This is a genomic window from Streptomyces sp. NPDC048269 (genome assembly GCF_040652395.1).
In the GTDB taxonomy this organism is placed as follows: Bacteria; Actinomycetota; Actinomycetes; order Streptomycetales; family Streptomycetaceae; genus Streptomyces.
In genome coordinates this window covers 27564-51731 of record NZ_JBEZLW010000019.1, presented here as the reverse complement: position 1 = coordinate 51731, position 24168 = coordinate 27564, and the positions used below count along the sequence as shown (strand labels likewise).

The 24168-nt window shown below is 70.6% G+C and carries 25 protein-coding genes; 12 read left to right on the top strand and 13 right to left on the bottom strand.

The features are described from left to right. Positions 1 to 24: 24 nt before the first annotated feature. Positions 25 to 597, bottom strand: coding sequence for an alpha/beta fold hydrolase (locus AB0D48_RS21545; protein WP_362399089.1), 573 nt, complete (start codon positions 595 to 597; stop codon positions 25 to 27). A gap of 176 nt (positions 598 to 773) precedes the next feature. Continuing rightward, positions 774 to 1313: a TetR/AcrR family transcriptional regulator gene (locus tag AB0D48_RS21540; RefSeq protein ID WP_362399086.1), complete on the bottom strand. Its 540-nt coding sequence runs from the start codon at positions 1311 to 1313 to the stop codon at positions 774 to 776. Between the two features lie 94 nt (positions 1314 to 1407). Between AB0D48_RS21540 and AB0D48_RS21535 the strand changes: the two genes are divergently transcribed. After that, a complete protein-coding gene (locus tag AB0D48_RS21535; protein WP_362399083.1) occupies positions 1408 to 1830 on the top strand; it encodes a nuclear transport factor 2 family protein in 423 nt (140 codons plus the stop codon). A gap of 120 nt (positions 1831 to 1950) precedes the next feature. Here AB0D48_RS21535 and AB0D48_RS21530 read toward each other — a convergent pair whose 3' ends face one another. After that, complete coding sequence (locus AB0D48_RS21530) at positions 1951 to 2544, bottom strand: helix-turn-helix domain-containing protein (protein ID WP_362399080.1); 594 nt, start codon at positions 2542 to 2544, stop codon at positions 1951 to 1953. A gap of 177 nt (positions 2545 to 2721) precedes the next feature. Between AB0D48_RS21530 and AB0D48_RS21525 the strand changes: the two genes are divergently transcribed. The 3 genes from AB0D48_RS21525 (at position 2722) to AB0D48_RS21515 (ending at position 5928) form a co-directional block, all read left to right on the top strand. Beyond that, a complete protein-coding gene (locus tag AB0D48_RS21525) occupies positions 2722 to 4338 on the top strand; it encodes an MDR family MFS transporter (RefSeq protein ID WP_362399077.1) in 1617 nt (538 codons plus the stop codon). A 270-nt stretch (positions 4339 to 4608) separates the two neighbouring features. Next, positions 4609 to 5451 carry a polysaccharide deacetylase family protein gene (locus tag AB0D48_RS21520; protein ID WP_362399074.1) on the top strand — a complete coding sequence of 281 codons (843 nt, stop codon included), beginning with the start codon at positions 4609 to 4611 and terminating at the stop codon, positions 5449 to 5451. Between the two features lie 150 nt (positions 5452 to 5601). Then, positions 5602 to 5928 (top strand): nuclear transport factor 2 family protein, encoded by a 327-nt coding sequence (locus AB0D48_RS21515; protein WP_362399071.1) that lies wholly within the window; start codon positions 5602 to 5604, stop codon positions 5926 to 5928. 18 nt (positions 5929 to 5946) lie between these two features. Here AB0D48_RS21515 and AB0D48_RS21510 read toward each other — a convergent pair whose 3' ends face one another. Further along, the gene (locus tag AB0D48_RS21510) at positions 5947 to 6465 is read right to left on the bottom strand and encodes a serine hydrolase (protein WP_362399288.1); all 519 of its coding nucleotides are present in this window, start codon (positions 6463 to 6465) and stop codon (positions 5947 to 5949) included. Between the two features lie 394 nt (positions 6466 to 6859). Between AB0D48_RS21510 and AB0D48_RS21505 the strand changes: the two genes are divergently transcribed. Further along, a complete protein-coding gene (locus AB0D48_RS21505) occupies positions 6860 to 7495 on the top strand; it encodes a hypothetical protein (protein ID WP_362399067.1) in 636 nt (211 codons plus the stop codon). 165 nt (positions 7496 to 7660) lie between these two features. Here AB0D48_RS21505 and AB0D48_RS21500 read toward each other — a convergent pair whose 3' ends face one another. The 3 genes from AB0D48_RS21500 to AB0D48_RS21490 all read right to left on the bottom strand — a co-directional run bounded on the left by AB0D48_RS21500 (position 7661) and on the right by AB0D48_RS21490 (position 10286). Continuing rightward, positions 7661 to 8947, bottom strand: coding sequence for an extracellular solute-binding protein (locus AB0D48_RS21500; protein ID WP_362399064.1), 1287 nt, complete (start codon positions 8945 to 8947; stop codon positions 7661 to 7663). 293 nt (positions 8948 to 9240) lie between these two features. Further along, entirely contained in the window at positions 9241 to 9858 is a 618-nt protein-coding gene (locus tag AB0D48_RS21495) for an SMI1/KNR4 family protein (protein ID WP_362399061.1), read from the bottom strand. Between the two features lie 59 nt (positions 9859 to 9917). Continuing rightward, entirely contained in the window at positions 9918 to 10286 is a 369-nt protein-coding gene (locus AB0D48_RS21490) for a DUF192 domain-containing protein (protein ID WP_362399058.1), read from the bottom strand. A gap of 77 nt (positions 10287 to 10363) precedes the next feature. Here AB0D48_RS21490 and AB0D48_RS21485 point away from each other — a divergent pair, with 77 nt between their 5' ends. Beyond that, positions 10364 to 11182, top strand: a complete 819-nt coding sequence (locus AB0D48_RS21485; protein ID WP_362399055.1) for an A24 family peptidase — start codon at positions 10364 to 10366, stop codon at positions 11180 to 11182. Positions 11183 to 11313: 131 nt separating this feature from the next. Here AB0D48_RS21485 and mgrA read toward each other — a convergent pair whose 3' ends face one another. Beyond that, a complete protein-coding gene (mgrA, locus tag AB0D48_RS21480) occupies positions 11314 to 12351 on the bottom strand; it encodes an L-glyceraldehyde 3-phosphate reductase (protein WP_362399052.1) in 1038 nt (345 codons plus the stop codon). Between the two features lie 127 nt (positions 12352 to 12478). Here mgrA and AB0D48_RS21475 point away from each other — a divergent pair, with 127 nt between their 5' ends. The 5 genes from AB0D48_RS21475 (at position 12479) to AB0D48_RS21455 (ending at position 18305) form a co-directional block, all read left to right on the top strand. After that, positions 12479 to 13240: an isoprenyl transferase gene (locus AB0D48_RS21475; protein WP_362399049.1), complete on the top strand. Its 762-nt coding sequence runs from the start codon at positions 12479 to 12481 to the stop codon at positions 13238 to 13240. Between the two features lie 457 nt (positions 13241 to 13697). After that, entirely contained in the window at positions 13698 to 15014 is a 1317-nt protein-coding gene (locus AB0D48_RS21470; RefSeq protein WP_362399046.1) for a PhoH family protein, read from the top strand. Positions 15015 to 15438: 424 nt separating this feature from the next. Next, positions 15439 to 16143 (top strand): transglycosylase SLT domain-containing protein, encoded by a 705-nt coding sequence (locus tag AB0D48_RS21465; protein WP_362399043.1) that lies wholly within the window; start codon positions 15439 to 15441, stop codon positions 16141 to 16143. A 144-nt stretch (positions 16144 to 16287) separates the two neighbouring features. Then, positions 16288 to 17622, top strand: a complete 1335-nt coding sequence (locus AB0D48_RS21460) for an AI-2E family transporter (RefSeq protein ID WP_362399040.1) — start codon at positions 16288 to 16290, stop codon at positions 17620 to 17622. Continuing rightward, positions 17619 to 18305, top strand: coding sequence for a hypothetical protein (locus AB0D48_RS21455; protein ID WP_362399037.1), 687 nt, complete (start codon positions 17619 to 17621; stop codon positions 18303 to 18305). The genes AB0D48_RS21460 and AB0D48_RS21455 overlap by 4 nt, the downstream gene beginning before the upstream one ends. Positions 18306 to 18364: 59 nt before the next feature. Here AB0D48_RS21455 and AB0D48_RS21450 read toward each other — a convergent pair whose 3' ends face one another. Both AB0D48_RS21450 and AB0D48_RS21445 read right to left on the bottom strand, forming a co-directional pair. Beyond that, the gene (locus AB0D48_RS21450) at positions 18365 to 18901 is read right to left on the bottom strand and encodes an alkyl hydroperoxide reductase (protein WP_362399034.1); all 537 of its coding nucleotides are present in this window, start codon (positions 18899 to 18901) and stop codon (positions 18365 to 18367) included. A 3-nt stretch (positions 18902 to 18904) separates the two neighbouring features. Beyond that, positions 18905 to 19459 (bottom strand): peroxiredoxin, encoded by a 555-nt coding sequence (locus tag AB0D48_RS21445; RefSeq protein WP_362399031.1) that lies wholly within the window; start codon positions 19457 to 19459, stop codon positions 18905 to 18907. A 135-nt stretch (positions 19460 to 19594) separates the two neighbouring features. Here AB0D48_RS21445 and AB0D48_RS21440 point away from each other — a divergent pair, with 135 nt between their 5' ends. Then, on the top strand, positions 19595 to 20542 hold the full coding sequence (locus AB0D48_RS21440) for a hydrogen peroxide-inducible genes activator (RefSeq protein ID WP_362399028.1): 948 nt from the start codon (positions 19595 to 19597) through the stop codon (positions 20540 to 20542). Between the two features lie 47 nt (positions 20543 to 20589). Here AB0D48_RS21440 and AB0D48_RS21435 read toward each other — a convergent pair whose 3' ends face one another. The 3 genes from AB0D48_RS21435 to AB0D48_RS21425 are packed head-to-tail and all read right to left on the bottom strand — an operon-like array spanning position 20590 to position 24133. Next, positions 20590 to 22929: an FtsX-like permease family protein gene (locus AB0D48_RS21435; RefSeq protein ID WP_362399025.1), complete on the bottom strand. Its 2340-nt coding sequence runs from the start codon at positions 22927 to 22929 to the stop codon at positions 20590 to 20592. After that, positions 22926 to 23612 carry an ABC transporter ATP-binding protein gene (locus AB0D48_RS21430; protein WP_362399022.1) on the bottom strand — a complete coding sequence of 229 codons (687 nt, stop codon included), beginning with the start codon at positions 23610 to 23612 and terminating at the stop codon, positions 22926 to 22928. Before AB0D48_RS21430 ends, AB0D48_RS21435 begins: the two co-directional genes overlap by 4 nt. Further along, positions 23609 to 24133, bottom strand: a complete 525-nt coding sequence (locus tag AB0D48_RS21425) for a PadR family transcriptional regulator (protein ID WP_362399019.1) — start codon at positions 24131 to 24133, stop codon at positions 23609 to 23611. Before AB0D48_RS21425 ends, AB0D48_RS21430 begins: the two co-directional genes overlap by 4 nt. Positions 24134 to 24168 lie beyond the last annotated feature (35 nt).

Sequence of the window (24168 nt, the reverse complement as noted above, 5' to 3'; positions counted from 1 at the left end):
ATGGCCTGGGCGTTTGACGTGATGTCACCGCTGTCGAGTTCTCCGTCGAGAACCAGGGTGGGCACGCCGATGGCGGCCAGCCGGTCCGCTGCTCCGATTTCCTTCGGTATCCCCGCCCCGAGCCCGCGGGCGTGCCGCACGACATTGGCGGACGCCGAAGAACGCATCCGGTCGCGCAGTTTGGGACGGTTCGCGGTGCGGCCCGTCCACCCACATCCGCAGAAAGTGCTCCACGAACCGCTGCGCGCCGCCGTCCGGGTCGCCCATCGCGGCCATCTGCTGTGCGGTGTGGTGCGCGACGTAGGGGTCGTTGAAGGGCCGGCCGCTCACCCCGGGTGAGGCAAGGACCAGTGCCGACACGGACTCCGGATGAGCGAGCGCCGTATCGACGGCGGTCCGCGCCCCGAGGGAAAGCCCTACGAGCGTGGCGCAAGGGACATCGAGGTGGGTGAGCAGAGCGTGTAGATCGTCGTGGTGGGCGTAGTCCCTGACCACGGTGGAGGAACGCCCGTGCATGCGGGCGTCATAGCGGATGACGCGGTACCCCAGCTCCGCGAGCCATGAGAACTGCTCGTCCCACATGTTCAGGTCGAGCATGCCGCATGCATCAGTACGACGGTGGGTCCTTCGCCGGCCGACTCGTAGAAGAGCTCGCCCGCCTCGACGGGTACGGTGGCGGCTGTGACGGCGTGTGTGCGCATGCGTCATACGCGCTGTCACCGCGGCCCCGGTCCACCGGCGGCAGCCGCCGAGTCCGCCCGGGCCGATCCCGTTCAGTGGCCGGACAGCAGCCGTTGCGCGGCCTCGCGGGCCGCGTGGGCCGGTTCCGGGCCTGGGTCCAGGGCGGCGACCACCGTGGCGCCCTCGACCAGGATCAGGAGCTGGTCCGCCAGGTCCTCGCGGTGCGGGCCGGCCAAGTCGGCCAGCAAGGCTCGTAGTTCCGCCTTGTGGCGGCGCACGACGTCCAGCACCCCGGCGTGGGCAGCGCCGAGTTCGCCGAAGGCGTTCAGGAACGCGCAGCCCCGGAAGTCCGGCTCGGAGAACCAGTCCGCGAGCCAGTCGAACACGGCGGCGACGGGATCTGCGGCCCCGGCCGTCACCGCTTCGCGCAGGCTCGTCATCCAGCGGTGGTCACGGCGTTCCAGGTACGCCGTGACCAGGGCTTCCTTCGCAGGGAAGATCCGGTAGAGCCGTTTGAGGGGAACCCCCGACCCGGCGCGGATGCGGTCCATGCCGACGGCCTGGATGCCTTCGGCGTAGAACAGCGCCTCCGCCGTGTCCAGGAGCCGGGTGCGGGCCTCTTCGTCGTCCATGGGGGCAGCGTAGTCGAGATCCTGTTGCGGGGAGAACGGGCGTTCTCTAGGGTGAGAACGATCGTTCTTCAGTGAGATCGCGAGAGGGTCCGTCATGAACGAAAGCGTGGTCCGTCCGCCGCTGCCGCCCTTCACGGAGGAGTCGGCCCGGGCCAAGGTGCAGGCCGCCGAGGATGCCTGGAACAGCCGTGACCCCGAGCGTGTGGTGCTCGCGTACACGGAGGACTCGCAGTGGCGCAACCGCGACCGGTTCCTCACCGGCCGCGCCGAGATCCGCGACTTCCTCGCCGCGAAGTGGGAACGTGAGCTCGATTACCGGCTCCGCAAGGAGCTCTGGGCGTACACAGGCAACCGCATCTCGGTCCGCTTCGAGTACGAGTGGCACGACACCGCCGGCCAGTGGTGGCGCAGCCATGGCAACGAGCAGTGGGAGTTCACTCCGGACGGTCTGATGAGCCGCCGCGAGGCCAGCATCAACGACATCCCGATCGCGGCCGCGGACCGCCGGCTCGCCTGATCCGGACGGGTGGGCTTCCGGTCGGGGCCAGCCCGGGTCGGGGCCGACCCGGCCCCGACCCGGCCCGGAGCCGGCCCGGCCGGCTCGGCCTGGTGGCTCCGGGCAGGACCCCGCCCGCGATCAGGTGGCGTCGTGATGGTGGGCCTGGGTGATGAGGTCCGTCGCGACGGCAAGGGCCGCCTGGCGGGTCTCCTCCGGGTCGCCCTCGACGTGCTGGAGGAACATCATCCCGGCGTGCAGCGTGAACAGGGCGCTCACGCAGCGGACCTGGTCCGTCAGCGGCCCGTCCTCCGTACGCAGCAGCTCCACCAGCTGGAAGAGCCGCTTCTTGACCGTCTCGCCGATGCTCAGCTCCCGCATCGTCGCCTGGTTCTCCTGCATGAAGCGGTACAGCGAGGCGCCCGCCGCCATCGCCTCGCTGTAGCGGCGCAGCACTTCGCACTTGGTCTCCAAGGTGCGCGGCTGCTCCTCCGCCCACGCGATCAGCTCGTCGATCGGCCGCGTCAGGTCCTCGAAGAGGCTGATGATGATGTCTTCCTTGGTCTTGAAGTGGTAGTACAGCGCCGCCTTCGTGACCTCCAGCCGCTCCGCGATCTCGCGCAGCGACGTCTTCTCGTACCCCTGTTCGGCGAACAGCTCCAGCGCGACGTCCTGGATGCGCTGGCGCGTGTTGCCACGGCGCGGCTGCGGACGGCCGCTGGAGCTGGTCGTCATGGTCGGTTCTCCCCAAAATTTACTTACTTGACGCCCGGCTAGTGACGGGTCTACCGTCCCCAGTGTAGTGAACTAGCCGGTCGGCAAGTAAGAGCCGGGCTCGAAGAGCACCAGAGCCGCCGATCAGCGGGTCGGCAAGCGGTAGAACAGCAGAGCAGAAGTGCCAGGGGAGTGGACATGGGCGAGACAGTCAAAACTGCCGGAACCTCGGAGGAGGTGAAGCCGCGCAGCGTGCGCGTCGTCCTCATGGCGCTCATGATCGCGATGCTGCTGGCCATGCTCGACAACATGATCATCGGTACCGCGATGCCGACCATCGTCGGCGAGCTCGGCGGCCTGGAACACCTCTCCTGGGTGGTCACCGCCTATACGCTGGCCACGGCGGCCTCCACCCCCATCTGGGGCAAGATCGGCGACATGTACGGGCGGAAGGGCTCCTTCCTCACCTCGATCGTCATCTTCCTGATCGGCTCCGCGCTCAGCGGCATGGCCCAGGACATGGGTCAGCTGATCGGCTTCCGCGCGATCCAGGGCCTCGGCGCCGGCGGTCTGATGGTCGGCGTCATGGCGATCATCGGCGACCTCATCCCGCCCCGTGAGCGCGGCAAGTACCAGGGCATGATGGCCGGCGTGATGGCCCTCGCCATGATCGGCGGACCGCTGGTCGGCGGCACCATCACCGACCACATGGGCTGGCGCTGGTCGTTCTACATCAACCTGCCGCTCGGTGCGGTCGCGCTCGCGATGGTCACCGCCGTCCTGCACCTGCCCAAGAAGACCGGGGAGGGCGAACGCCCGAAGATCGACTACCTGGGTGCGGCACTCCTCACCGTCGCCATCACCTCCACCGTGCTGGTCACGACGTGGGGCGGCACCGAGTACGCCTGGGGCTCCGGCCAGATCATCGGCCTGATCATCGTCGGCCTGGTCTCGATCGCCGCGTTCCTCTACGCCGAGACCAAGGCGGCCGAGCCGGTCATGCCGCTGCACATCTTCCGCAGCCGCAACTTCACCCTGATGTCCGTGATCGGCTTCCTCGTCGGCTTCGCGATGTTCGGCGGCGTGCTCTACCTCCCGCTGTTCCAGCAGGCGGTCCAAGGCGCCTCCGCCACCAACTCGGGCCTGCTCCTGCTGCCCATGCTGCTCTCGATGATGGTCGTCTCGCTGATCGCGGGCCGCATCACCACCAACAGCGGCAAGTACAAGGCCTTCCCGATCGCCGGCGGCGCGCTCATGGTCGTCGGGCTCTTCCTGCTCGCGACGATGGACACCGGCACCTCGCGCCTCGTCTCCGGCCTGTACATGGCCGTCCTCGGCGCCGGGCTCGGCTTCCTGATGCAGATCACCATGCTGGTCGCGCAGAACAGCGTCGAGATGAAGGACATGGGCGTCGCGTCCTCCTCGGCGACCCTGTTCCGTACGCTCGGCGGCTCCTTCGGCGTGGCCCTGATGGGCTCCCTCTTCACCGCCCGGGTCACGGACACGATGTCCGAGCGCCTGGGCCCGGAGGCCGCCGGAGCAGCGGGCTCCGCCCAGCTGGACGCGGCGAGCCTGGCCAAGCTGCCCGAGGCCGTGCGCGACGCCTACCAGCACGCGGTGGCCGCCGGTACGCACTCCGCGTTCCTGCTCGGCGCGGCCATCGCCGTACTGGGCTTCGCGGCAGCCTGGTTCGTCAAGGAGGTCCCGCTGCGGGGCGCGGGCCCGGCCCCGGCCGGCGACGCGGACGACAGCACGGACGGCGGTGCGGACAACGGCAAGGCGGCCCCGGCTCCGCAGGAGTCCCTCGCGCACTGACGCACGACGCACGACGCACGACGCACGACGCACGGTGCACGACGGCCCGGCCCTGGTGGATGAACGGATCCACCAGTGCCGGGCCTTTTCTGTGCATGCGTCAACCGCGCCGCCGTGTCAGGCAGTTCAGCGACTTCAGCAACTCGCGTAACTCCGGCAACTCAGACCAAAGTCCTATTACATGGAATTTATAGGCTAATTGGCTGGAACCCCCCGGCGGCGGCGCACGTCCTGATCCACAGAACGCTCACAGGCGGATGGGGAGTGGACATGGGTTTCTTGGCGCGCGTCAACGAGAAGGGCATCCGGGCCCGCGCAGCCGTCGCGGCGTCGGCCGTCGCCGTCGCGGCGACGATCTGGGGAGTGGCGACCCTGGTGGAGTCGGGACACGCGACCCCCGGCCAGAACGCGTCACGGCAGCAGGACGCCGACCACTCCGCGCGCAGGCCGCAGCAGCAACCGGAGCGGATACCCGAGGGCATAGCCCACGCCTCGGAGAGCGGCGGGAACGCGGTCAACATCACCGTCGACGACGGCCCCGACCCCCGGTGGACCCCGAAGGTCCTCGACGTACTGAAGAAGTACGACGTGAAGGCCACCTTCTGCATGATCGGGCCGCAGGCCGAGGCCCACCCCGACCTCGTCAAGAAGGTCGTCGCCGCCGGCCACCGGCTCTGCGACCACACCATGAACCACGACACGGCCATGGACAAGAAGCCCGTCGCCTACCAGGAACAGCAGATCCTCGACGCGAAGCGGCTGATCGAGGAAGCCGCGGGCGGCACGGCGAAGGTCGAGTACTACCGGGCCCCCGGCGGCGCCTTCACTCCCGACAGCCGGCGCCTGGCCGCCGCGAACGGCATGCGCCCGCTCGGCTGGAACGTCGACACCAAGGACTTCGGCAAGCCGGGGGCGCCCGCCATCGTCGACGCCGTCAAGCGCGAGATCGGCAACGGCCCGACGGTGCTCTTCCACGACGGGGGCGGCAACCGTGCGCAGACCGTGGAGGCGCTCGACCAGGTGCTGTCCTGGCTGAAGGAGCAGGGCCGGCCGACCGGCTTCCCGGTGCGCACCGACCCCGACCCCGCCGACGCGGGCCGACACCCCGGCTGACACGCCGTGCGGCGGGCGAACGGGTGAGGGTCGCCGCCCCGGCCCGCCCCGCGGTGTTCCCTGGTCACGCACGTACGGGCGTACGGGCGGGCGTACGGACGTACGCGCGACCCGCTCGACCGGCCCGACCACCCCGATCAGGAGGCCCCCGTGACCATCAGCCCCGGCGAACTCTCCGACCCCGCCGTCGGCGCCTTCGTCGCCGCCGTCAACGCGCACGACAAGGACGCCTTCCTCGCCCTGCTGACCCCCGACGCGACCATGTCGGACGACGGCTCGGACCGCGACCTCCAGGAGTGGATCGACCGGGAGGTCTTCGACTCCGGCGGCCACATGGACGTCCAGAAGGAGTCCGACGGCGGCCGCTCCCTCATCGTCGCCTACCGCAACGACACATGGGGCGAGATGCGCACCGCCTGGCGCTTCGACGTCACTCCCGGTGGCAAGATCAGCCGCTTCGAGACCGGCCAGGCCTGAGCCGGCGGCCCGGCCCGGTCACAGCCCCCGCGCCACCCCCAGCACCGCCGCCGTCAGGCGCTCGTTCTCCGGCGCCGACCCGCCCGGGAAGGCGAAACGGCGGCGCGTGTACCCGTACGCGATGCCCGTGACCGGGTCCGCGAAGCCCTGGGCGCCCGCAACCGCGCCGCTGTGCCCGAAGGCCTCGGGGCCCACCGCGGGCTGCCGCGCGAAGCCCAGCGCGAAACGGTCCGCGTCGGTGGTCACCAGGTCCGCGCCCCGGGTGTGCTGCTTCGCGCACTCCGCCAGGGTCTCCGGCTTCAGCAGCGGAGCCCGGCCGTCCAGCTCGCCGATCGCCGCCGCGTACATGCCGGCGATCCCGCGCGCCGTGCCGGTGCCGCCCGCCGAGGCCGGGCCGGGCGCCCCTACCTTCGAGTGGTTGGCGAAGGCGATCAGGTCCATCGGCTCGTCCCGGTGCGTGTTGAAGGCGACCGCCAGCAGCTCGGGCCCCGGCCCGGCCGCGGCCCGCGCCGCCGGCTGCTCCGCCGTCGGCAGCATCTCCAGCACCGGCTTCCACCGGCTCTCCTCGGCGGCCGGCAGCCCCAGGTAGTCCTCGCCCGGCCCACAGGTCCACCACGCGCCGGCCCCGGTGGTGCACCACGAACTGCGCCTCGGGCGAGTGCGGTTCGCCCGCCACCACCGCCGCGAACTCCTCCCGTACCGGCTCCCAGCCCGCCGCCACCGTCCCGTTCACGGCCACACTCACGCCCACGCTCATCGGCTCCCCCGTGGCGCGTCTCGTCGTATCCGCCTGTGCACAACGGGAGTTGATCAGGTGGTATTCCGGCTCCGCGCGCGGGTTCGGCCGGCCCTCCCGTGCGGAGCCCTCCCGTACGGGTGAAAGCGTGCCCGGCGACGTTCCGGCCCGCCGCGGGGCCCCGTTGGTCCGGGCATGAAGCGCACCCGCATCGCCGCCCTCGCCCTCGTGACCACCGCCGCCGCCCTCGCCCCCGCCCTCGGCCAGGCGGCCACCGCCGCGGAGGGGATGGCGTACCTCCAGGACCCGGCAGGCGGCGAGAAGACCATGAAGTCGATGTGGACCAAGGACGAGATGCACAAGGTGGAAGGGCAGTTCCGTTTCCACCCCGGAATCGTGTACAGGACGGTCACCCGCCCCGGCCCCTCGGGAGCCCCGGACTACGAGCGGCAGGTGCCCGACCCCAGGACGCTGGCGTGGCAGCCCTCCTACGAGTTCGCCTGGGCGGTGTCGGAATCGAAGGGCGTGAAGAGGGTACTGACGACCAAGGACGGTACGCACCCGCTCGTCGTGCACGCCGTACTGCGCACCGCCGAGGGGGCCACGGCGGGGGAGGTGCGCCAGAAGCTGGCCGGGAAGCCGGCGACGGGGCGCGAGAAGGTCGCGGGCGGCAAGCGGATCGCGTGCGACACCGGGGAGTACACGGTGGAGTGGTCGGTGACCCGCTCCGGCTACGGGACGCTCACGGGCACGCTGCGCTGGGACTCCAGCTGCGAGCAGCACCGGACGGCGTTCGCCGCGGACCACGGGCGGCAGGGGCAGCAGGGATAGGTCATCGGGGGCAGAGCTGAGGCCGGCCGCCCCGCGCACCTTGTGGGTGCTCGGCGGGCGACTGGGCCGGCGGCCTTGGATCAAGTGCCGCAGTGGCCATGGTGCCGCATGGGGTGGGCTGCGGCGCGGGGCGAAGGTCCCGTGTCACGGGGGAACTCCGTTTTTTCAGTGGTTCTTGGAGGCCTGGTTCGCCTTGGCGGCGATCTCCTCCAGGACGCCCTTGGCGTCTCCGTTCGGTTCCACCGCGCGTCCGACGTTGCGCTTGATGGTGTCGCTGACCGTCACCCAGGACGGGTCGTTCACCGGGTAGAGCTGGGCACCGTAGAGCGCCGTCAGGAACTGCTGGTCGTTCTTGTCGAGGCCGCCGCCGGACTGGGGGCGCGAGGCGGTGACGGTGGACGGCAGCAGGTGGTAGCGGTTGGCGAAGTCCGACAGGTTCTTGTCCTGGTAGAGGAACTCCAGGAACTTGCCGATCTCGGAGCGGTTGCCGTTCTGCCTGAAGGCCATCATCCAGTCGGCCACGCCCACGGTCGGCGGGGTCTCCCCGGAGCCGAGGGTGTCCGAGACCGGCATGGTGACGGCGCCGACGCCGATGCCCTTGGCGCGCGCCTCGTGGAGCAGCGAGGGGTAGCCGTTGACCATGCCGACCTCGCCCTTCAGGAAGGCGGCGAAGGCGTCGGCGCGGTTGAGCTGGGAGGGCGGGGTGGGGCCGGTGAGCCCGGGGGCGACCAGCTGGTCCTTGACCCAGCGCCAGGTGTAGATGTTCTGGTCGGAGGCCAGGCTGTAGTTCCCGCTGCTGTCGGCGTATCCGCCTCCGTTGCTCAGCTCCCAGATCAACGCCTCGGCGTGGGCCTCCTCAGGGCCCAGGGGCAGGGCGTACGGGAACTTCACCCCCTTGTCCTTGAGCTTGCCGGCCGCGGACTTGAGGTCGGACCAGGTCTTGGGGGGAGCGCTGACGCCGGCCTGCTTGAACAGCGTCTCGTTGTAGAAGAGGAGGCGGCTGCTCGCCACGAAGGGCAGGCCGTAGAGGGTGTTGCCGACGGTTCCGGCCTCGGCGAGGGGCTGGAGGAAGTTCGCCTCGGCACTGACCGAGAGCAGTTCGTCCGCGGAATACAGCTTGTCCTGGGCGGCGAAGTCCGAATAAGCGCCCATGAGCGCCATGTCCGGTGCTTTTCCGGCCTTGACCATACGGGAGACCTCGCGGTCGATGTCGGCCCACGGCAGGAGCTTGACCTCGACCTTGATACCGGGGTGGGCGGCGGTGAAATCACCGGTCACCTTGTCCCAGAAGGCCTTCGAGCTGGTGGCCGGACTATCGCCGTATTCCGCCGCGATGAGGTGCAGCGTGCCTTCGCCACCTGTGCCGTCGCCGGAACCGCCGCATGCGGCCAGAGGTATCAGCAGACCGAGCACGACCGTGGTGGAGGCCGCACCGAAGATTCTTCGTCGCACGGGTGTATTCCCCTGATTTTCTTTTGGATCCCGTTATTACTTATGAGTTGCTCCGGGCGGGGGTGTCCATCCGTGGCCCGTTGGCCGGAATTCTCTCCTGGCCGCGGGCGGTTGATTCCATTGGGGCCACACTTGTGGGCAATGCTCCAACCGCGGCTTTTCCGGCTGGTGTTTTCCGATATGTGATCAGCAGATGGGACGCGCGTAGACATGCCGAAAAGCCCGTTTCCGGTCACGGAACGGGCTCGGCGGGTGTTCGGCTGGTCTTCGGCAGGTGTTCGGTTCTACGGGGGCTAGTCGGCGAACTCGCCCGCGTACGGGTCGGGCTCGCCCGTCTCGGGGTTGCGGCCCTCCTGCCAACGGCGCTGGGCCTTGCGCCAGTGGACGAAGCTGAGGTGGCCGCCGTCCCAGAAGGTGATGCTGACCGGGCTCACGTCGAACTCGTCGGAGCAGAGCCGGTAGAGGAACTCGGCCATACCGTACGGATACACCGCGAACGAATCGGCGGTGTGCCGTCCGCACACCAGAACGGGCCATCGGTCCGGGTCGGGGCCCGACGTGAGCCAGCACAGGATGTCGGACCCGCCGGTGACGCCCCACGCGATGATCGACTCCGGGTCCACGTCGAAGGCGGACCTGCCGCCCTCCGCCTCCCAGACCTGGCGGGCGTTGTCGGTCTCCTCGGCCATCCCGGCCGGGTCCCACTGCAGACCGGGCTTGGGCAGCGGCAGCAGGATGGTGGCCTCACCGTTGATGGACCCGGCCCCGAAGCGCCCCATGAAGGCGATGAAATCGGCCGGGAACCGGGTGCCCCAGGCCGACTCGGCCGCCTGCCAGTCGATGTCCTCGTCGGCGCCGTGCGTCGCCGGCATGATCTGCTCCAGCGCCTTGATGTGCGCGTTCTCCGTCATGCCGCTCCCCTGCCACCCCAGCTCAACCGCCCCAACCTACCGCCGGTGAGGGGCCCCGCCTACTCGCGCGTGAGACGCCCTGGTACGTCCGCCTTCAGGATGGCCCCGGCCCGCAGCCCCCAGCCGGCCATCGCCCCGGCCCCGGCCTCCAGGACGTGCCGCGACCGGAGCCGGGGCAGCCCGAGGCGGCCGGGAGGCATCGTGACGACGGCCAGCACGTCGAGGTCCTTGCCGAGGTACGCCACGTCGATGGCGAACCGCATCCGGAAGGTGTGCACGCTCGCCGCCGGGGTGAGCAGCAAGGCCCCGTCGATCCCGTCCCGCCCGAGCAGTCCGCGCGTCCGCGCCTTGTACGAGGCGGCGACCTCCAGCGGAACCGCCACCTCCCCGACCCACAGCGTGCCCTCGCCGTCCCGCCAGTTCGCCATGGCCGGAGCTTAGGTGAAGGGGCCGGGGAGGAGGTGGGGTGTTGGCCACGGCCGCCGAGCGGCCCTACCGTCGGCGGATGGACGTCGTCGTGATCGTTCTTGCCGCCGGGTACGGGGTGGCCGCAGGGCTGGTGCTGCCGCGTGCCGCCTACCGGCTCTCCGTCGAGCCGGGGGAGCCCTGGCGGCAACGCTGCCCGCGGGGCCACCGGCTGTCGGGCTGGCTCGGCCCGGCCCGCTGCCGCGTCCCCGCAGGAGCCGCGAGCCCGGGCGCCCCGCCGCCCGCGCCGGTTCCCCCAGGGGTCGCGCTGCCCGGCCCGGACGTCCCGTCGCCCGCGTGCGCGGCCCCGCACGCGTACGGCCTTCGCCCCCTCCCCGTCGCCGCCCTCACCGGAGCCGTCTGTGCCGCCCTCGGGGCAGCCGTCGGTGCCCGACCCGAGGTCCTGGCCTACGTCGGCCTGGCCCCGGCGCTCGTGCTGCTCGCCCTCGTCGACCGCGCCGTGCACCGGCTCCCCGACGTACTGACCCTCCCGCTCGCCGCAGCCGTCGCCGCCGGCCTCGGCTCGGCCGCCCTCCTGCCCCGCGCCGGAGGCGACTGGCGGCACGCGCTGCTCGGAGGCGGTCTGCTCGCCGCCGGGTACCTCGTGCTGTTCCTGATCAACCCCGCCGGGATGGGCTTCGGCGACGTCAAGCTGGCGCTCTCGCTGGGGGTCGCTCTTGGGTGGTACGGGTGGGGGGTATGGGCCGCCGGGGCCTTCCTAGGCCTCCTCTACGGGGCCCTGTACGGCCTGTCCCTTGTGCTGCGTGGCCCCGCGACCCGCAAGCAGAGCTTCGCCTTCGGCCCCTTCATGGCCGCCGGAGCACTCACCGGAGTGCTGCTGGGCGGTTTCGGAGCGTAATCGTGTTGCGCCAATGCACGCATCACGCTTTACGAAGGGTTATGGTGGAACCCCCCCCTCGGGCCGGTCCGTATCCCCCCCACGGACCGGCCCGTTTTTTGTTCTCCGCACCCCTCGGACAAACGCGCAGGTCAGCCGCGCTGGGCCCAGAGGTTGGTGCCGGGGGTGGACACCGCGAAGGAATCGATCTCCTCCAACTCGGCCTCGGAGAGCGGATCTCCGCCCAGCGCGGCCACGTTCTCCTCCAGCTGCCTCACGCTCGACGCGCCGATCAGCGCCGACGTCATCCGGTCGTCGCGGAGCACCCACTTCAGCGCCAGCTGCGCCAGCGACTGACCCCGCCGCGCGGCGATGTCGTTCAGTCCGTTCAGCCGGCGGAGCACCTCGTCCGACAGCAGGTCCGGGTTGAGGGACTTGCCCTGAGTGGCCCGCGAGCCCGCCGGGATCTCCTTGAGGTACTTGCCCGTCAGCAGCCCCTGCGCGAGCGGCGCGAAGGAGATGCAGCCCATGCCGGCGTCCTCCAGCGTGTCCAGCAGCCCGTCCTCCTCCGTCCAGCGGTTGATCATGGAGTACGAGGGCTGGTGGATCAGCGGACGCACCCCCATCCCGCGCAGGATCCGTACCGCCTCTGCAGTCTGCTCCGCGGTGTACGAGGACACGCCGACGTAGAGCGCCTTGCCCTGCTGGACCGCGGACGCCAGGGCGCCCATGGTCTCCTCCAGCGGGGTGTCCGGGTCGAAGCGGTGCGAGTAGAAGACGTCGACGTAGTCCACGCCCATCCGCTTCAGCGAGGCGTCCAGCGAGCTGAGCAGGTATTTGCGGCTGCCCCATTCGCCGTAAGGCCCCGGGTGCATCAGGTAGCCGGCCTTGGTGGAGAGGATCAGCTCGTCGCGGTAGGACGCGAAGTCCTGCGAAAAGATCTTGCCGAAGTTCAGCTCGGCCGAGCCGGGCGGCGGACCGTAGTTGTTCGCCAGGTCGAAGTGGGTGATGCCCAGGTCGAAGGCCCGGCGAAGGATCGCCCGCTGGGACTCCAGCGACTTGTCGTCGCCGAAGTTGTGCCAGAGGCCGAGGGAGATCGCGGGGAGCCTGAGGCCGCTGTGGCCGGTGCGCCGGTACTCCATGGAGTCGTAGCGCGAGGGCTCTGCCCGATAGGGATTGGTATCAGTCACGTTGTCCTTGCTATCACGGACTTGTGACAGACCGAGTTGGGTACCCCATCCCACCGCGCAGTAATGTGGCGGCCTCGGGGGAGACCGCAATTCGCACGGGGGCATTGCACGGAGGGGCTGGAAGATCGTGAAGCTGCGCGACCTGGTGTACAGGCTCTACGCACGCCGGGTGGAAGGCCGCCTCGACCATGACGCGGCGCCCAAGCACATCGGTGTCATCCTGGACGGGAACCGGCGCTGGGCGAAGGCGTCCGGAGGTACGACGGAACAGGGCCACCAGGCCGGAGCCGACAAGATCTCCGAGATGCTGGGCTGGTGCACCGAGACCGACGTCGAGGTCGTCACCCTGTGGATGCTCTCCACGGACAACCTGGACCGTCCGGAGGTCGAGCTCCGCCCCTTGCTCAACATCATCGAGAACACCGTGCGGGGCCTCGCCGCGGACGGCCGCTGGCGCGTCCACCACGTCGGCAACCTCGACATCCTGCCCGCGCGGACGCAGACCGTGCTGAAGGAGGCCGAGCAGGCCACGCACGACGTCGACGGGATACTCGTCAACGTCGCCGTCGGCTACGGCGGCCGCCAGGAGATCGCCGACGCGGTCCGCTCGCTGCTCCTGGAGCACGCGCAGAAGGGGACCTCCTTCGAGGAGCTCGCCGAGATCCTGGACATCGACCACATCGCCGAGCACCTCTACACGCGCGGCCAGCCCGACCCGGACCTCGTGATCCGCACCAGCGGCGAGCAGCGGCTGTCCGGATTCATGCTGTGGCAGAGCGCGCATTCCGAGTACTACTTCTGCGAGGTCTTCTGGCCGGCCTTCCGCAAGGTCGACTTCCTCCGGGCCCTGCGCGACTACGCCGCCCGCCACCGGCGCTACGGCACCTGATCGGCCCCGGACCGGCATCTGATCCGGGTCTGATCTGCTCCGGACCGGCCTCGGACCGGCCTCGGACCGGCATCTGATCCGGGCCCGATCTGGGCCTGATCTGCCGCGGACCGGTATCCGATCGGCCACTGGTCCACCCGGGGCGTCCTCTGACGCCCCTTCGGTCACTGCCGCCCCTCCCTCCCAAGCCTTCACCAGGGATTCACCGAGCGTCCGTCATATGCCATGGCATGGCCTGGCCTGATCTGGGAATACCCCTTTCAGGTCGATGCCCGATCCACGGGTGTCGAGTCTCAGCGGACGGCATGGGGTCGTCCGCCCGGGAGGCCCTTTGCACCAGGACGCACGTGCGGTTCGCACGGACGAAGTGGGAGGGCCGGAAATCGGCCCTGGCATGGGTGCCGATGACCGGTCCGGTCTTCATGGCCCGACCTCTTCCGAGGGGGTACGTCCTTCCGTGGTGACCAGCACAAAGCGCCGCCTGCCCGACAGGCGGACCTACGTCCTCGACACCAGCGTCCTGCTGGCAGACCCCAACGCGACCACCCGTTTCGACGAGCACGAGGTCGTGCTCCCGATCGTGGTGATCACCGAGCTGGAGGCAAAGAGGCACCATCCCGAACTCGGCTACTTCGCGCGCCAGGCCCTGCGCCTGCTCGACGACTTCCGGGTCCGGTACGGCCGCCTCGACGCCCCCATCCCGCTGGGCGATCTGGGTGGCACCCTGCGTGTCGAGCTCAACCACTCCGACCCGGGTGTCCTGCCCGCCGGCTTCCGATTGGGGGACAACGACTCGCGGATCCTCGCGGTCGCCCGCAATCTCCAGGCCGAGGGCTACGACGTCACGGTGGTCTCGAAGGATCTCCCGCTGCGCATCAAGGCCTCCTCCGTGGGCCTGCTGGCCGAGGAGTACCGGGCGGAGCTCGCCATTACGGACGCCGGCTGGACCGGCATGAGCGAACTCGCCCTCTCCGGGGAACAGGTCGACCTCCTCTACTCGGAGGAGCGGCTGTACGTCCCGGAGGCCGCCGAGATGCCCGTGCACACCGGACTGGTCCTGCAGTCCGAGCGCGGCAAGGCGCTCGGCCGGGTCACGGCGGACGGCAACGTGAAGCTCGTACGGGGCGACCGTGAGGCCTTCGGGCTGCACGGACGCAGCGCCGAGCAGCGCATCGCCCTCGACCTCCTCCTCGACCCGGAGATCGGGATCATCTCGATGGGCGGCCGGGCCGGCACCGGAAAGTCGGCGCTGGCGCTCTGCGCGGGCCTGGAGGCCGTGTTGGAGCGGCGGCAGCACCAGAAGGTGATGGTCTTCCGGCCGCTGTACGCGGTGGGCGGGCAGGAGCTCGGCTATCTGCCCGGGGACCAGTCCGAGAAGATGAGCCCCTGGGCGCAGGCGGTCTTCGACACCCTCTCCTCGGTCGCCGGGCGCGAGGTCATCGAGGAGGTGCTGAACCGCGGGATGCTGGAGGTCCTGCCGCTCACGCACATCCGCGGCCGCTCGCTGCACGACGCCTTCGTGATCGTGGACGAGGCCCAGTCGCTGGAACGGAACGTCCTGCTGACCGTTCTGTCCCGAATCGGCGCGAATTCGAGGGTTGTTCTGACCCATGACGTCGCCCAGCGGGACAACCTGCGGGTCGGCCGGTACGACGGAGTCGTCGCCGTGGTCGAGAAGTTGAAGGGGCACCCCCTCTTCGCCCACGTCACGCTCACCCGTTCCGAGCGCTCCCCGATCGCCGCACTCGTCACCGAGATGCTCGAATCGCTGTAGTGACCACAGCGGGCAAAACGCCCATAGCGGGAAGGTGAGTTGGCGCCGCCCGGCAAAGGCCCGAGAGCCTAGCCGGGCGGCGTCGTGCTGCACAGTCCTTTCACCGAATCAACGGCGGCATCCCAGGTGTGACCTTTCCCACGCAACACAGAATTGCCCCGCGGCGTCGCCGTCCGGCAGAGTCTGTTTTCCGTCAGGCCCCGCATACGGCACATGTGTATCTCCGGTCACTCCGTGAGGTACGCGCAGCACCACAACTCCACAGTCGATCGCCGTATGCCGCCCGGAGTTTCACGCGGCGGTCCCCGCAAGGGGAGCTGCCCACGGGCCCGCGTCTCCAGTGACCGCAGAACCACGGAGGCCAGTGTCGAGGGGCACTCTTGCGCCCGCGCGGTCACTGCGGACGTTGCTGGAAGGACATCATGTGAGCCGGATCTCGGTCCGGGGGTTCGCAGTGGCTTCGGCCACCGCGGTCACCACCGTCGGCGCAGTCGTTGGCGTTGCCACTGGCGACCCCACGAACGATCTCGAAACGACAGCGTCCGGCGCGACTCTTCTCACTGACATCCCGGTCGGCGACCAGGCAGAGGTCCAGAGCGGGTCCCTGACCCAGCAGGCCGACGCCATCGCCCACGCCGCCGACGCCGATGCCAAGCGCTCGGCCGAGGAGGCAGCCCGTATCCAGGCCGCCGAGGACGCCAAGTCCAAGAAGGCGGAAGCGGAGAAGGCCAAGGCGGAGGCGGACGTAAAGGCCAAGGCGGACCGCGAGGAGAAGGAGCAGGCCGCCAGCCGCTCCGCCGCCCGCGACGCCGGAGACTTCGCGGTCCAGAGCTCCTACACGGTCGCGCAGGTCAAGGCCATCGCCCAGCAGATGGTCCCGTCCGGCCAGTTCCAGTGCTTCTCGAACATCATCAACCAGGAATCCACCTGGAACTACAAGGCCGTCAACTCGTCCTCGGGTGCCTACGGTCTGGTCCAGGCGCTCCCGGGCTCGAAGATGGCCTCCGCCGGTGCCGACTGGCGCACCAACCCCGCCACGCAGATCAAGTGGGGCCTGAACTACATGAACGACCGCTACGGCAGCCCGTGCGGAGCCTGGAGCTTCCACCAGGCCAACGGCTGGTACTAGCCGACCACACGGCCGGCAGCCCACCGGAAGCCGCCGTCGCACCCCCGCTCAACCCCGGAGAGCCCCACACCGTCATACGGTGCGGGGCTCCTCGCGTGTACGGTCTTCCGAGGTGTGACCAGTGGGCGGGGGGAAGGGAACGACATGGCGATGAGGGCAGGCTGGCTCGGCCGGCTCGGGAGCAAGCTGAACCGGATGGAGGAGCGGCTCAGCGAGCGGCGCGCCGAGGTCGAGGCCGAGAGCAGAGGCGACCTGCCGCGACCGGTCGCGTCCGACCGTGCGCTGGCCGCGGCCGCGGCGACGGGATCCTCCGGTCCGGCTGTCGTGCCGGTGGTCCCCGAACGCCCCGACCCGGTGAGCGTGGTCCCGTGGGGCATGCGGGTCGCCGCCGAGGTCAGCTGGCGGCTCCTGCTCCTGGCCGGGATGCTCTGGGTGCTGATGAAGGTGATCAGCGAAGTCCGCCTGGTCGTCCTCGCCTTCGCCGCCGCCATGCTCGTCACCGCGCTGCTCCAGCCCTTCGTGGTCCGCCTGCGCCGTCTCGGCCTGCCGCGCGGCCTCGCCACCGCCGTCACCGCGATCCTCGGCTTCGTGGTCATCGGGCTGGTCGGGTGGTTCGTGGTCTGGCAGGTCATGGAGAACCTCGACGACCTCTCCGACCGGGTCCGCGACGGCATCAACGAACTGAAACTCTGGGCACTGGACAGTCCGTTCCACGTGACCGAGAAGCAGATCACCGACATCGCGAAGAACCTCAGCGAGACCATCGGCACCAACACCGAGCAGATCACCTCCGCGGGCCTGCAAGGCGTGACGGTGCTCGTCGAGGTCCTGACCGGGATACTGCTCGCGATGTTCTCGACGCTGTTCCTGCTCTACGACGGCAAGCGCATCTGGACCTGGACGCTCGGACTGGTCCCGGCCGCCGCCCGGCCCGGCGTGGCGGGTGCCGGTCCGCGTGCCTGGCGCACGCTGACCGCGTACGTGCGCGGCACCGTCCTCGTCGCGCTCATCGACGCCATCTTCATCGGCCTCGGCCTCTACTTCCTCAACGTGCCGATGGCCGTGCCGCTGGCCGTCTTCATCTTCCTGTTCGCCTTCATCCCGCTCGTGGGCGCGGTGGTCTCGGGCGCCCTCGCGGTGGTCGTGTCGCTCGTGACCCAGGGCGTGTTCACCGCGCTGATGGTGCTGCTGGTGGTGCTGGCGGTGCAGCAGATCGAGGGGCACGTGCTCCAGCCCTTCATTCTGGGCCGGGCGGTACGGGTGCACCCGCTCGCGGTGGTGCTCGCGGTGGCCGCCGGCGGGATGATCGCGGGCATCGGCGGAGCGGTGGTCGCCGTACCGCTGGTCGCCGTCACCAACACGGTGGTGGGCTACCTGAGGGCGTACTCGCGCGAACAGCTCCTGCACGACGCCGACTCGGTCGGTCCGTCGCCGCACGGCGCAACGGCCCTGGGCCAGGCGGAGCCGGGGCAGAAGTGATCGGCGAGCCGGAGCTCGACGGGGAGTGGGAGCCGGGCTCCCGGCCCGCCGGCCAGGCGCGGCCGGAGGCGCCGGGTGAGCCCGTACGACGGCCCGCGCGGCCGTGGCTGTGGGCCGTCGGCGGGGCGCTGCTGGCCTCGGCGGTGTGGGCCGGGACGCTGGCCGTGTCGAAGGATCGATTCAGCAGTGCGCCGAGGATCGCGTACCGGCACTCTGCGGACCTGTGCAAGGAGGCGCCGCTGACATCGGTCTCCGGGGCCGCCGTGAAGCTCGTCAGGGACGTCCCGCGCCGTGGTGAGCACGCCGCGCTGGACTGGTCGTCCTGCGCGTACAGCGCGGACTCCACCCAGGAGGGCCGGCTGTTCTTCCAGGCCCAAGCCGTGGTCCAGCTGCACAAGCGGACGGATCCCGGGGCGGAGTTCGGCGCCAGTCCCGGACTCGGCACGTCGCTGTGGGAGGGCGTCCCCACCGGGGAGCAGGAGCAGGTGCCCGGGCTGGGCGAGCGGGCGGTGTTCACCCGGCAGGCCAAGGGCCCCCGGCTCCAAGTGCTCGACGGCGGCGCGGTCTTCACGATCCTGGTCGGGTGGTTCGGGGAGCCGGATGCCCCCGACCCCGACGAGGACGCGATCAAGGCGGCGATGATCGAAGACATGCGCACGCTGATGGCCGCGCTGAAGAAGTGAACGCACAGGGCCCCGCGGCCGTTCCCGGCTGCGGGGCCCTGTCTTCGTACGAGGCGGTGCTACTCGGCGGCGAGTGCGGCCTCGGCGTCGAGGGTGACGGCCACGGCCTGGATCACCGAGGCGATCTTGAAGGCCTCCTGGACCGTCTCCCGGTCGACACCGGCCTTGCGCAGGACCTGCTCGTGCGAGTCGAGGCACTGACCGCAGCCGTTGATCGCGGAGACCGCGAGCGACCACAGCTCGAAGTCGACCTTCTCCACGCCCGGGTTGCCGATGACGTTCATCCGCAGGCCGGCGCGCAGGGTGCCGTACTCCGGGTCGGAGAGCAGGTGGCGGGTGCGGTAGAAGACGTTGTTCATCGCCATGACCGCGGCGGCGGACTTGGCGGCGGTGTACGCCTCCGGCGACAGGTTCGCCTTCGCCTCGGGCTCCAGCTCACGCAGGACGCGCGGGGAGCGGGCGGCGATCGCGCAGGACAGGACGGTGCCCCACAGCTGCTGCTGCGGGAGGTCGCTGTTGCCGATGACCGAACCGAGGTTGAGCTTCAGATCCTTGGCGAAGTCCGGAAGGGCGGACTTCAGGGAGTCGAGGGACATCCGTCACTCACCGGCCAGCAGGGCGCCGGCGTCGAGGGTGCTCTCGCCCTTGGTCCAGTTGCAGGGGCACAGCTCGTCGGTCTGCAGCGCGTCGAGGACCCGCAGGACCTCCTTGGGGTTGCGGCCCACGGAACCGGCGGTCACCATCGAGAACTGGATCTCGTTGTTCGGGTCCACGATGAAGACGGCGCGCATCGGGAGGCCGTCCTCGCCGAGGATGCCCAGGTCGGCCGACAGCTCGCGCTTGATGTCGGACATCATCGGGAAGGGCAGGTCACGCAGGTCGGCGTGGTCCTTGCGCCAGGCGTGGTGGACGTACTCGGAGTCCAGCGAGAAGCCGAGGATCTGCGCGTCGCGGTCGGCGAACTCGTCGTTCAGCTTGCCGAAGGCGGCGATCTCGGTCGGGCACACGAAGGTGAAGTCGAGGGGCCAGGCGAAGACGACCTTCCACTTGCCCTCGTAGGTCTTGTGGTCGATCTGCGCGAACTCGCTGCCGGCCTCGAGCGAGACGCAGGCGGTCAGGTCGAAGGCAGGGAACTTGTCACCAACAGTGAGCACGGCTCTCCTTGAAGAATGGAAAATAGCCCCTTTTGGGGGTTTTCCGAGGGGGTTGGACGTATCTCACATGCTGGCACACCTGCATTGATTGCGGAAATAGCTAGTCTTGTGGCGGGTGATCGGAGGTACCTATCAGTGGCCGTGGGTAATAAGGGAGCGAAGCAGCCGACCCTCGCACAGTTGCGGGCGTTCACGGCCGTTGCCGAGCATCTGCACTTCCGGGACGCCGCCGCGGCCATCGGGATGAGCCAGCCCGCGCTGTCGGGGGCCGTGTCCGCGCTGGAGGAGGCCCTCGGCGTGCAACTGCTGGAGCGCACCACCCGTAAGGTGCTGCTCTCCCCGGCCGGGGAGCGGATCGCGGCACGGGCGCAGGTGGTGCTCGACGCGATGGGCGGGCTGCTGGAGGAGGCCGAGGCCGTACGGGCCCCCTTCACCGGCGTGCTGCGGTTCGGGGTGATCCCCACGGTGGCGCCGTACCTGCTGCCGACCGTGCTCGGGCTGTTCCACCGGCGCTATCCGCGGATGGACCTCCAGGTACACGAGGAGCAGACGGCCTCGCTGCTGGAGGGGCTCGCCGGAGGACGGCTGGACCTGCTGCTGCTCGCCGTGCCGCTCGGCGTTCCCGGGGTCACCGAACTGCCCGTCTTCGACGAGGACTTCGTCCTCCTGGCGCCCCGGGAGCATCCGCTGGCCGGGCGCAAGGACATCCCGCGCGAGGAACTGCGCGGCCTGCAGCTGCTGTTGCTCGACGAGGGGCACTGCCTGCGCGACCAGGCCCTGGACATCTGCCGGGAGGCCGGCCGCGCCGAGGGGGCGGACGTCACCACGACGGCCGCCGGGCTGTCCACCCTCGTCCAGCTGGTCGCCGGGGGCCTGGGCGTGACGCTGCTGCCGCGCAGCGCGCTGCGGCTGGAGACCGCCCGCAACGAGCACCTCGCCACCGGGCACTTCGCCGAACCCGCCCCGTCCCGCCGGATCGCGCTGGCCATGCGTACGGGGACGGCCCGGCAGGAGGAGTTCCGGGCGATCGCGGCCGCGCTGCGCGAAGCCGTGCGCCCGCTCCCGGTGTGGCCCACCGACTGACGGGCGGGCCTGACGGGAACGGGCGTACCGGGGGAACGCGGGGCGGGCTACTCCGTCCGCAGGCCGTCCGGGCGCATCATGCGCAGCAGTGGCGGCAGGCTGAGCAGGGTGACCGCCAGGGCCACCCCGGTGCCGATGCCGGACATCATCGCGACCGAGGACCAGTCGATCCGGACCGGAACGTTGCTCATCCGCATCAGCACCGCGCCGAGGGAGAGGCCGACGGCCGTGGCCAGGGCCAGGCCGAGCGAGATCGGCAGGGCCGTCTGCCACAGCACCGAAAGGCTCAGCGTGGAGCGTTTGGTGCCGAAGGCGACCAGGGCCGACAGCAGCTTCTTGCGCTCTCGCAGCTGCTCCAGCTGCGAGACCAGCAGGCTGGCGCCGATCAGCACCAGCACCAGGGTGGCGCCGACGAACAGGCCGGTCCGGATGGAGCCGAACTGACCGGTCGTCCGGGTCGACCGCAAGGTCATGGCGGTGGCCAGCGGGTCGGCCTTGTAGGCCGCGGTCCGGGCCAGCTCCAGTGCGTCCGGCACCTTCGGGTCCAGCTGGACGTACACCTGGGCGGAGCCGTGGCCGCTCACGTTCTTGGGAGCGGCCGCCGGGGTGACCAGCAGGCCGGTGCGCAGGGTGCCGTTCGGGTCCTTGCGCGCCGGCGCCGGCCGGGCGCCGGCGGGCACGGTCCAGACGGTCGGCTCGGGGCCCTCCGGGTCGTGGAGGTTCCCGGTGAACAGCCTCTCGCCCGGCCCCGCGGCTGCGGGGCGCGCCGCGGCGGGGCCGCCGGTCAGGACGAAGGCGTCACCGTCCTTGCAGGAGGGCAGCTGTGCGACCTCGCGCAGCGCCTCGCACGTCCCGATGGTGAGTTCGATCGAACCGCCCTCGGGGTCCGGGGTGCGGGAGGCCGAAGTGGACGCCAGCGGAACGGCCTTGGCGATGCCCTTGGTGCCGGCCACCGCCTTGCCGAGGGCGTCCACCCGGTCCTCGGTGCCGGAGCGGGTCAGGATGGACATGGAGGCCCGGGAGGGGTCCTGGCCGGTGTCCCGGGTGTAGTCGCCCTCGACGCCCGCGAACAGCATCTGCAGGGCGATGGCCCCGGCGACCGCGACCGCGATGCCGTTGACCAGCCGGGCGGCGGTTCCGCTGGTGAGCTGGAGCCGGCGCACGGCCAGCTGCCAGGAAACCGCGCCGACGCCGCCGAGCCGGCCCACGACCCGCTCCAGCAGCCAGGGGAGCAGGACGGTGATGCCGACCAGGAGCAGCACCACACCGCCGGAAACCTGCCATTGGTTGAACCGCCCGCTGTTGTTGCCGCGGCCCATCAGAGGGGCCAGCAGGCCGAGACCGGCCAGCGGCAGCAGCAGCCGCCACCAGATCCGGCGCCTGCGCGGGGTCGCCGTGCGGACCACGCCGAGCGGCTCGATGACCACGCCGCGCAGGGCGAACAGGGTCACGGCGACGGCGGCGGCCGGGACGCAGACCGCGACGAGCGCGGCCAGCGGGAGGCGCGGGTCGAGGTCGGCGGGGAAGACGCTGCGCCCCTGAAGGTGCAGGTACGGTGCGAGCCGGCGGGCGATCAGGAAGAAGCCGGCCCCCACCCCCAGGCCGATCAGTGAGCCGGCGAGCGCCTCGCCCGCGGCGATCCGGCGGACCATCCGGCCGTCGGCGCCGACCAGGCGCAGGGCCGCGAGCCTGCGGTCGCGGCGGTCCCCGCCGAAGCGGACGGCGGCTGCGATGAACACGGCGACCGGCATCAGCAGCGCGACGAACACCAGCAGTACGAGGAGGGCGAGGACGGGGTCGAGCGGCGGGGCCTCGACGGTGTTCTCGAAGGCGGTGATCCGCTGGACGTACGGGCCGTCCGTCTGCGCGGCGAGGCGGTCCGTCCCGGCGTAGTAGTAGAGATCGCCCGGACCGACCAGGCCCGCGTCGCCGATGATCGACACGATCTTCCCGTCGAGGCGCTCGCGGAGCAGCTTGCCCTCGTCGGTCTTCATCAGCCGGTCGAGGGCCGGGGAGACGGCCAGTTCGCCAGGGCCGGGGTACTTCTTCAAGCCGGGCGGCAGGGGGGCGTCCGGTCCCTCGGGCTGGACGAGGCGGCCGTCGATGTCGTCCGAGTGGTACGACATGTTCCCGTGGGCGATCAGCAGGGTGTCGCGCCCCGGCTGCTCGGCGGTCGCCGAGGTGATCGTCTCGCGCGCGGCGCCGCGCTCGTCGCGGGCGGCCAGCGCGCTCGGCACGGCGCTGGTGACCAGCAGCAGGGCCACGCCGAGGCCGACGCCCATGCCGGTGAGGAGGGTGCGGGTCCAGCCCTCGCGGCCGCCGCCGAGGGCGAACCGGGCGCCGAGGGCGAGGTCCCGGACCCAGACCCGGAGCGTGCCCTGACTCATATGGCGCGCTCCATGTCGCGGGACTTGCCGTCGCGTACGACGATCTCGCGGTCGGAGTACGCGGCCACGCGGGCCTCGTGCGTGACGAGGACGACGGCGGCGTTCGCGGACCGGGCGGCCTCGGTGAGGAGCTGCATGACGAGTTCGCCGTTGAGGGAGTCGAGGGCGCCGGTGGGCTCGTCGGCGAAGACGACGCGGGGGCCGGTGACGAGGGCGCGGGCGACGGCGACGCGCTGGCCCTGGCCGCCGGAGACCTCGCCGGGGCGCTTGCCGCCGAGGTCGGCGACCTCCAGCCGGGCCATCCACTCCAGGGCGGTGCGCTCGGCCTGCTTGCGCTTCACGCCGGTGAGGCGCAACGGCAGGGCGACGTTCTCGACGCAGGTCAGCTCGGGGACGAGCTGGCCGAACTGGAACACGAAGCCGAACTCGCTGCGGCGCAGGGCGCTGCGCTCGGCGTCGTTCATGGCCGACAGCTCGCGGCCGGCGTACGTGATGGTGCCGGAGTCGGGCGTCACGATCCCGGCGAGACAGTGCAGCAGGGTCGACTTGCCGGAGCCCGAGGGGCCCATGACGGCGACGACCTCGCCGGGGTGGATGGAGAACTCCGCGCCGTCGAGCGCGGGGGTGGACCCGTACGTCTTGCGGAGGTCCGTGGCGGAGAGCAGCGTGCCGGCCGGGGTCATCGCCGTACCTCCTGGGCGAGCCGGTCGAGGCGGGCGGCGGCGAGTTCCAGCCACCGCAGGTCCGCTTCGAGGTGGAACAGGGCGTGGTCGCACACGAGTTGGTCGGCGAGGTCGCCCTTGCGCTTGCGCTGGGTCAGGATGCGCATGAGCCGCAGGTGCTCGGCCCGCTGGGTGTCCAGCAGTTCGGCGGCGCTGCGCCCGGTGAGCAGGGCGAGGACGACCTTGGTGTAGAGCGTCGACTGGAGGTAGGGCTCGGGCTTCTCGGGCTGGGCGAGCCAGCTGTCGACGTCGGTGATGCCGGCGTCGGTGATGGCGTAGCGCTTGCGGTCGGGGCCGCCGCCGCTTTCTATCCCGTCGACCTCGACGAGGCCGTTCCTGAGGAGGCGGGACATGGTCGAGTAGACCTGCCCGTAGGCGAGGGGGCGGTCGTGGCCGAACTTCTCGTCGAAGGCGCGCTTGAGGTCGTAACCGTGGCGTGGACCGGCCTCGAGGAGGCCGAGGAGCGTGTGACCGATGGACATGCCCAGGACTATACATGCGGTGTATACGCGCGGTG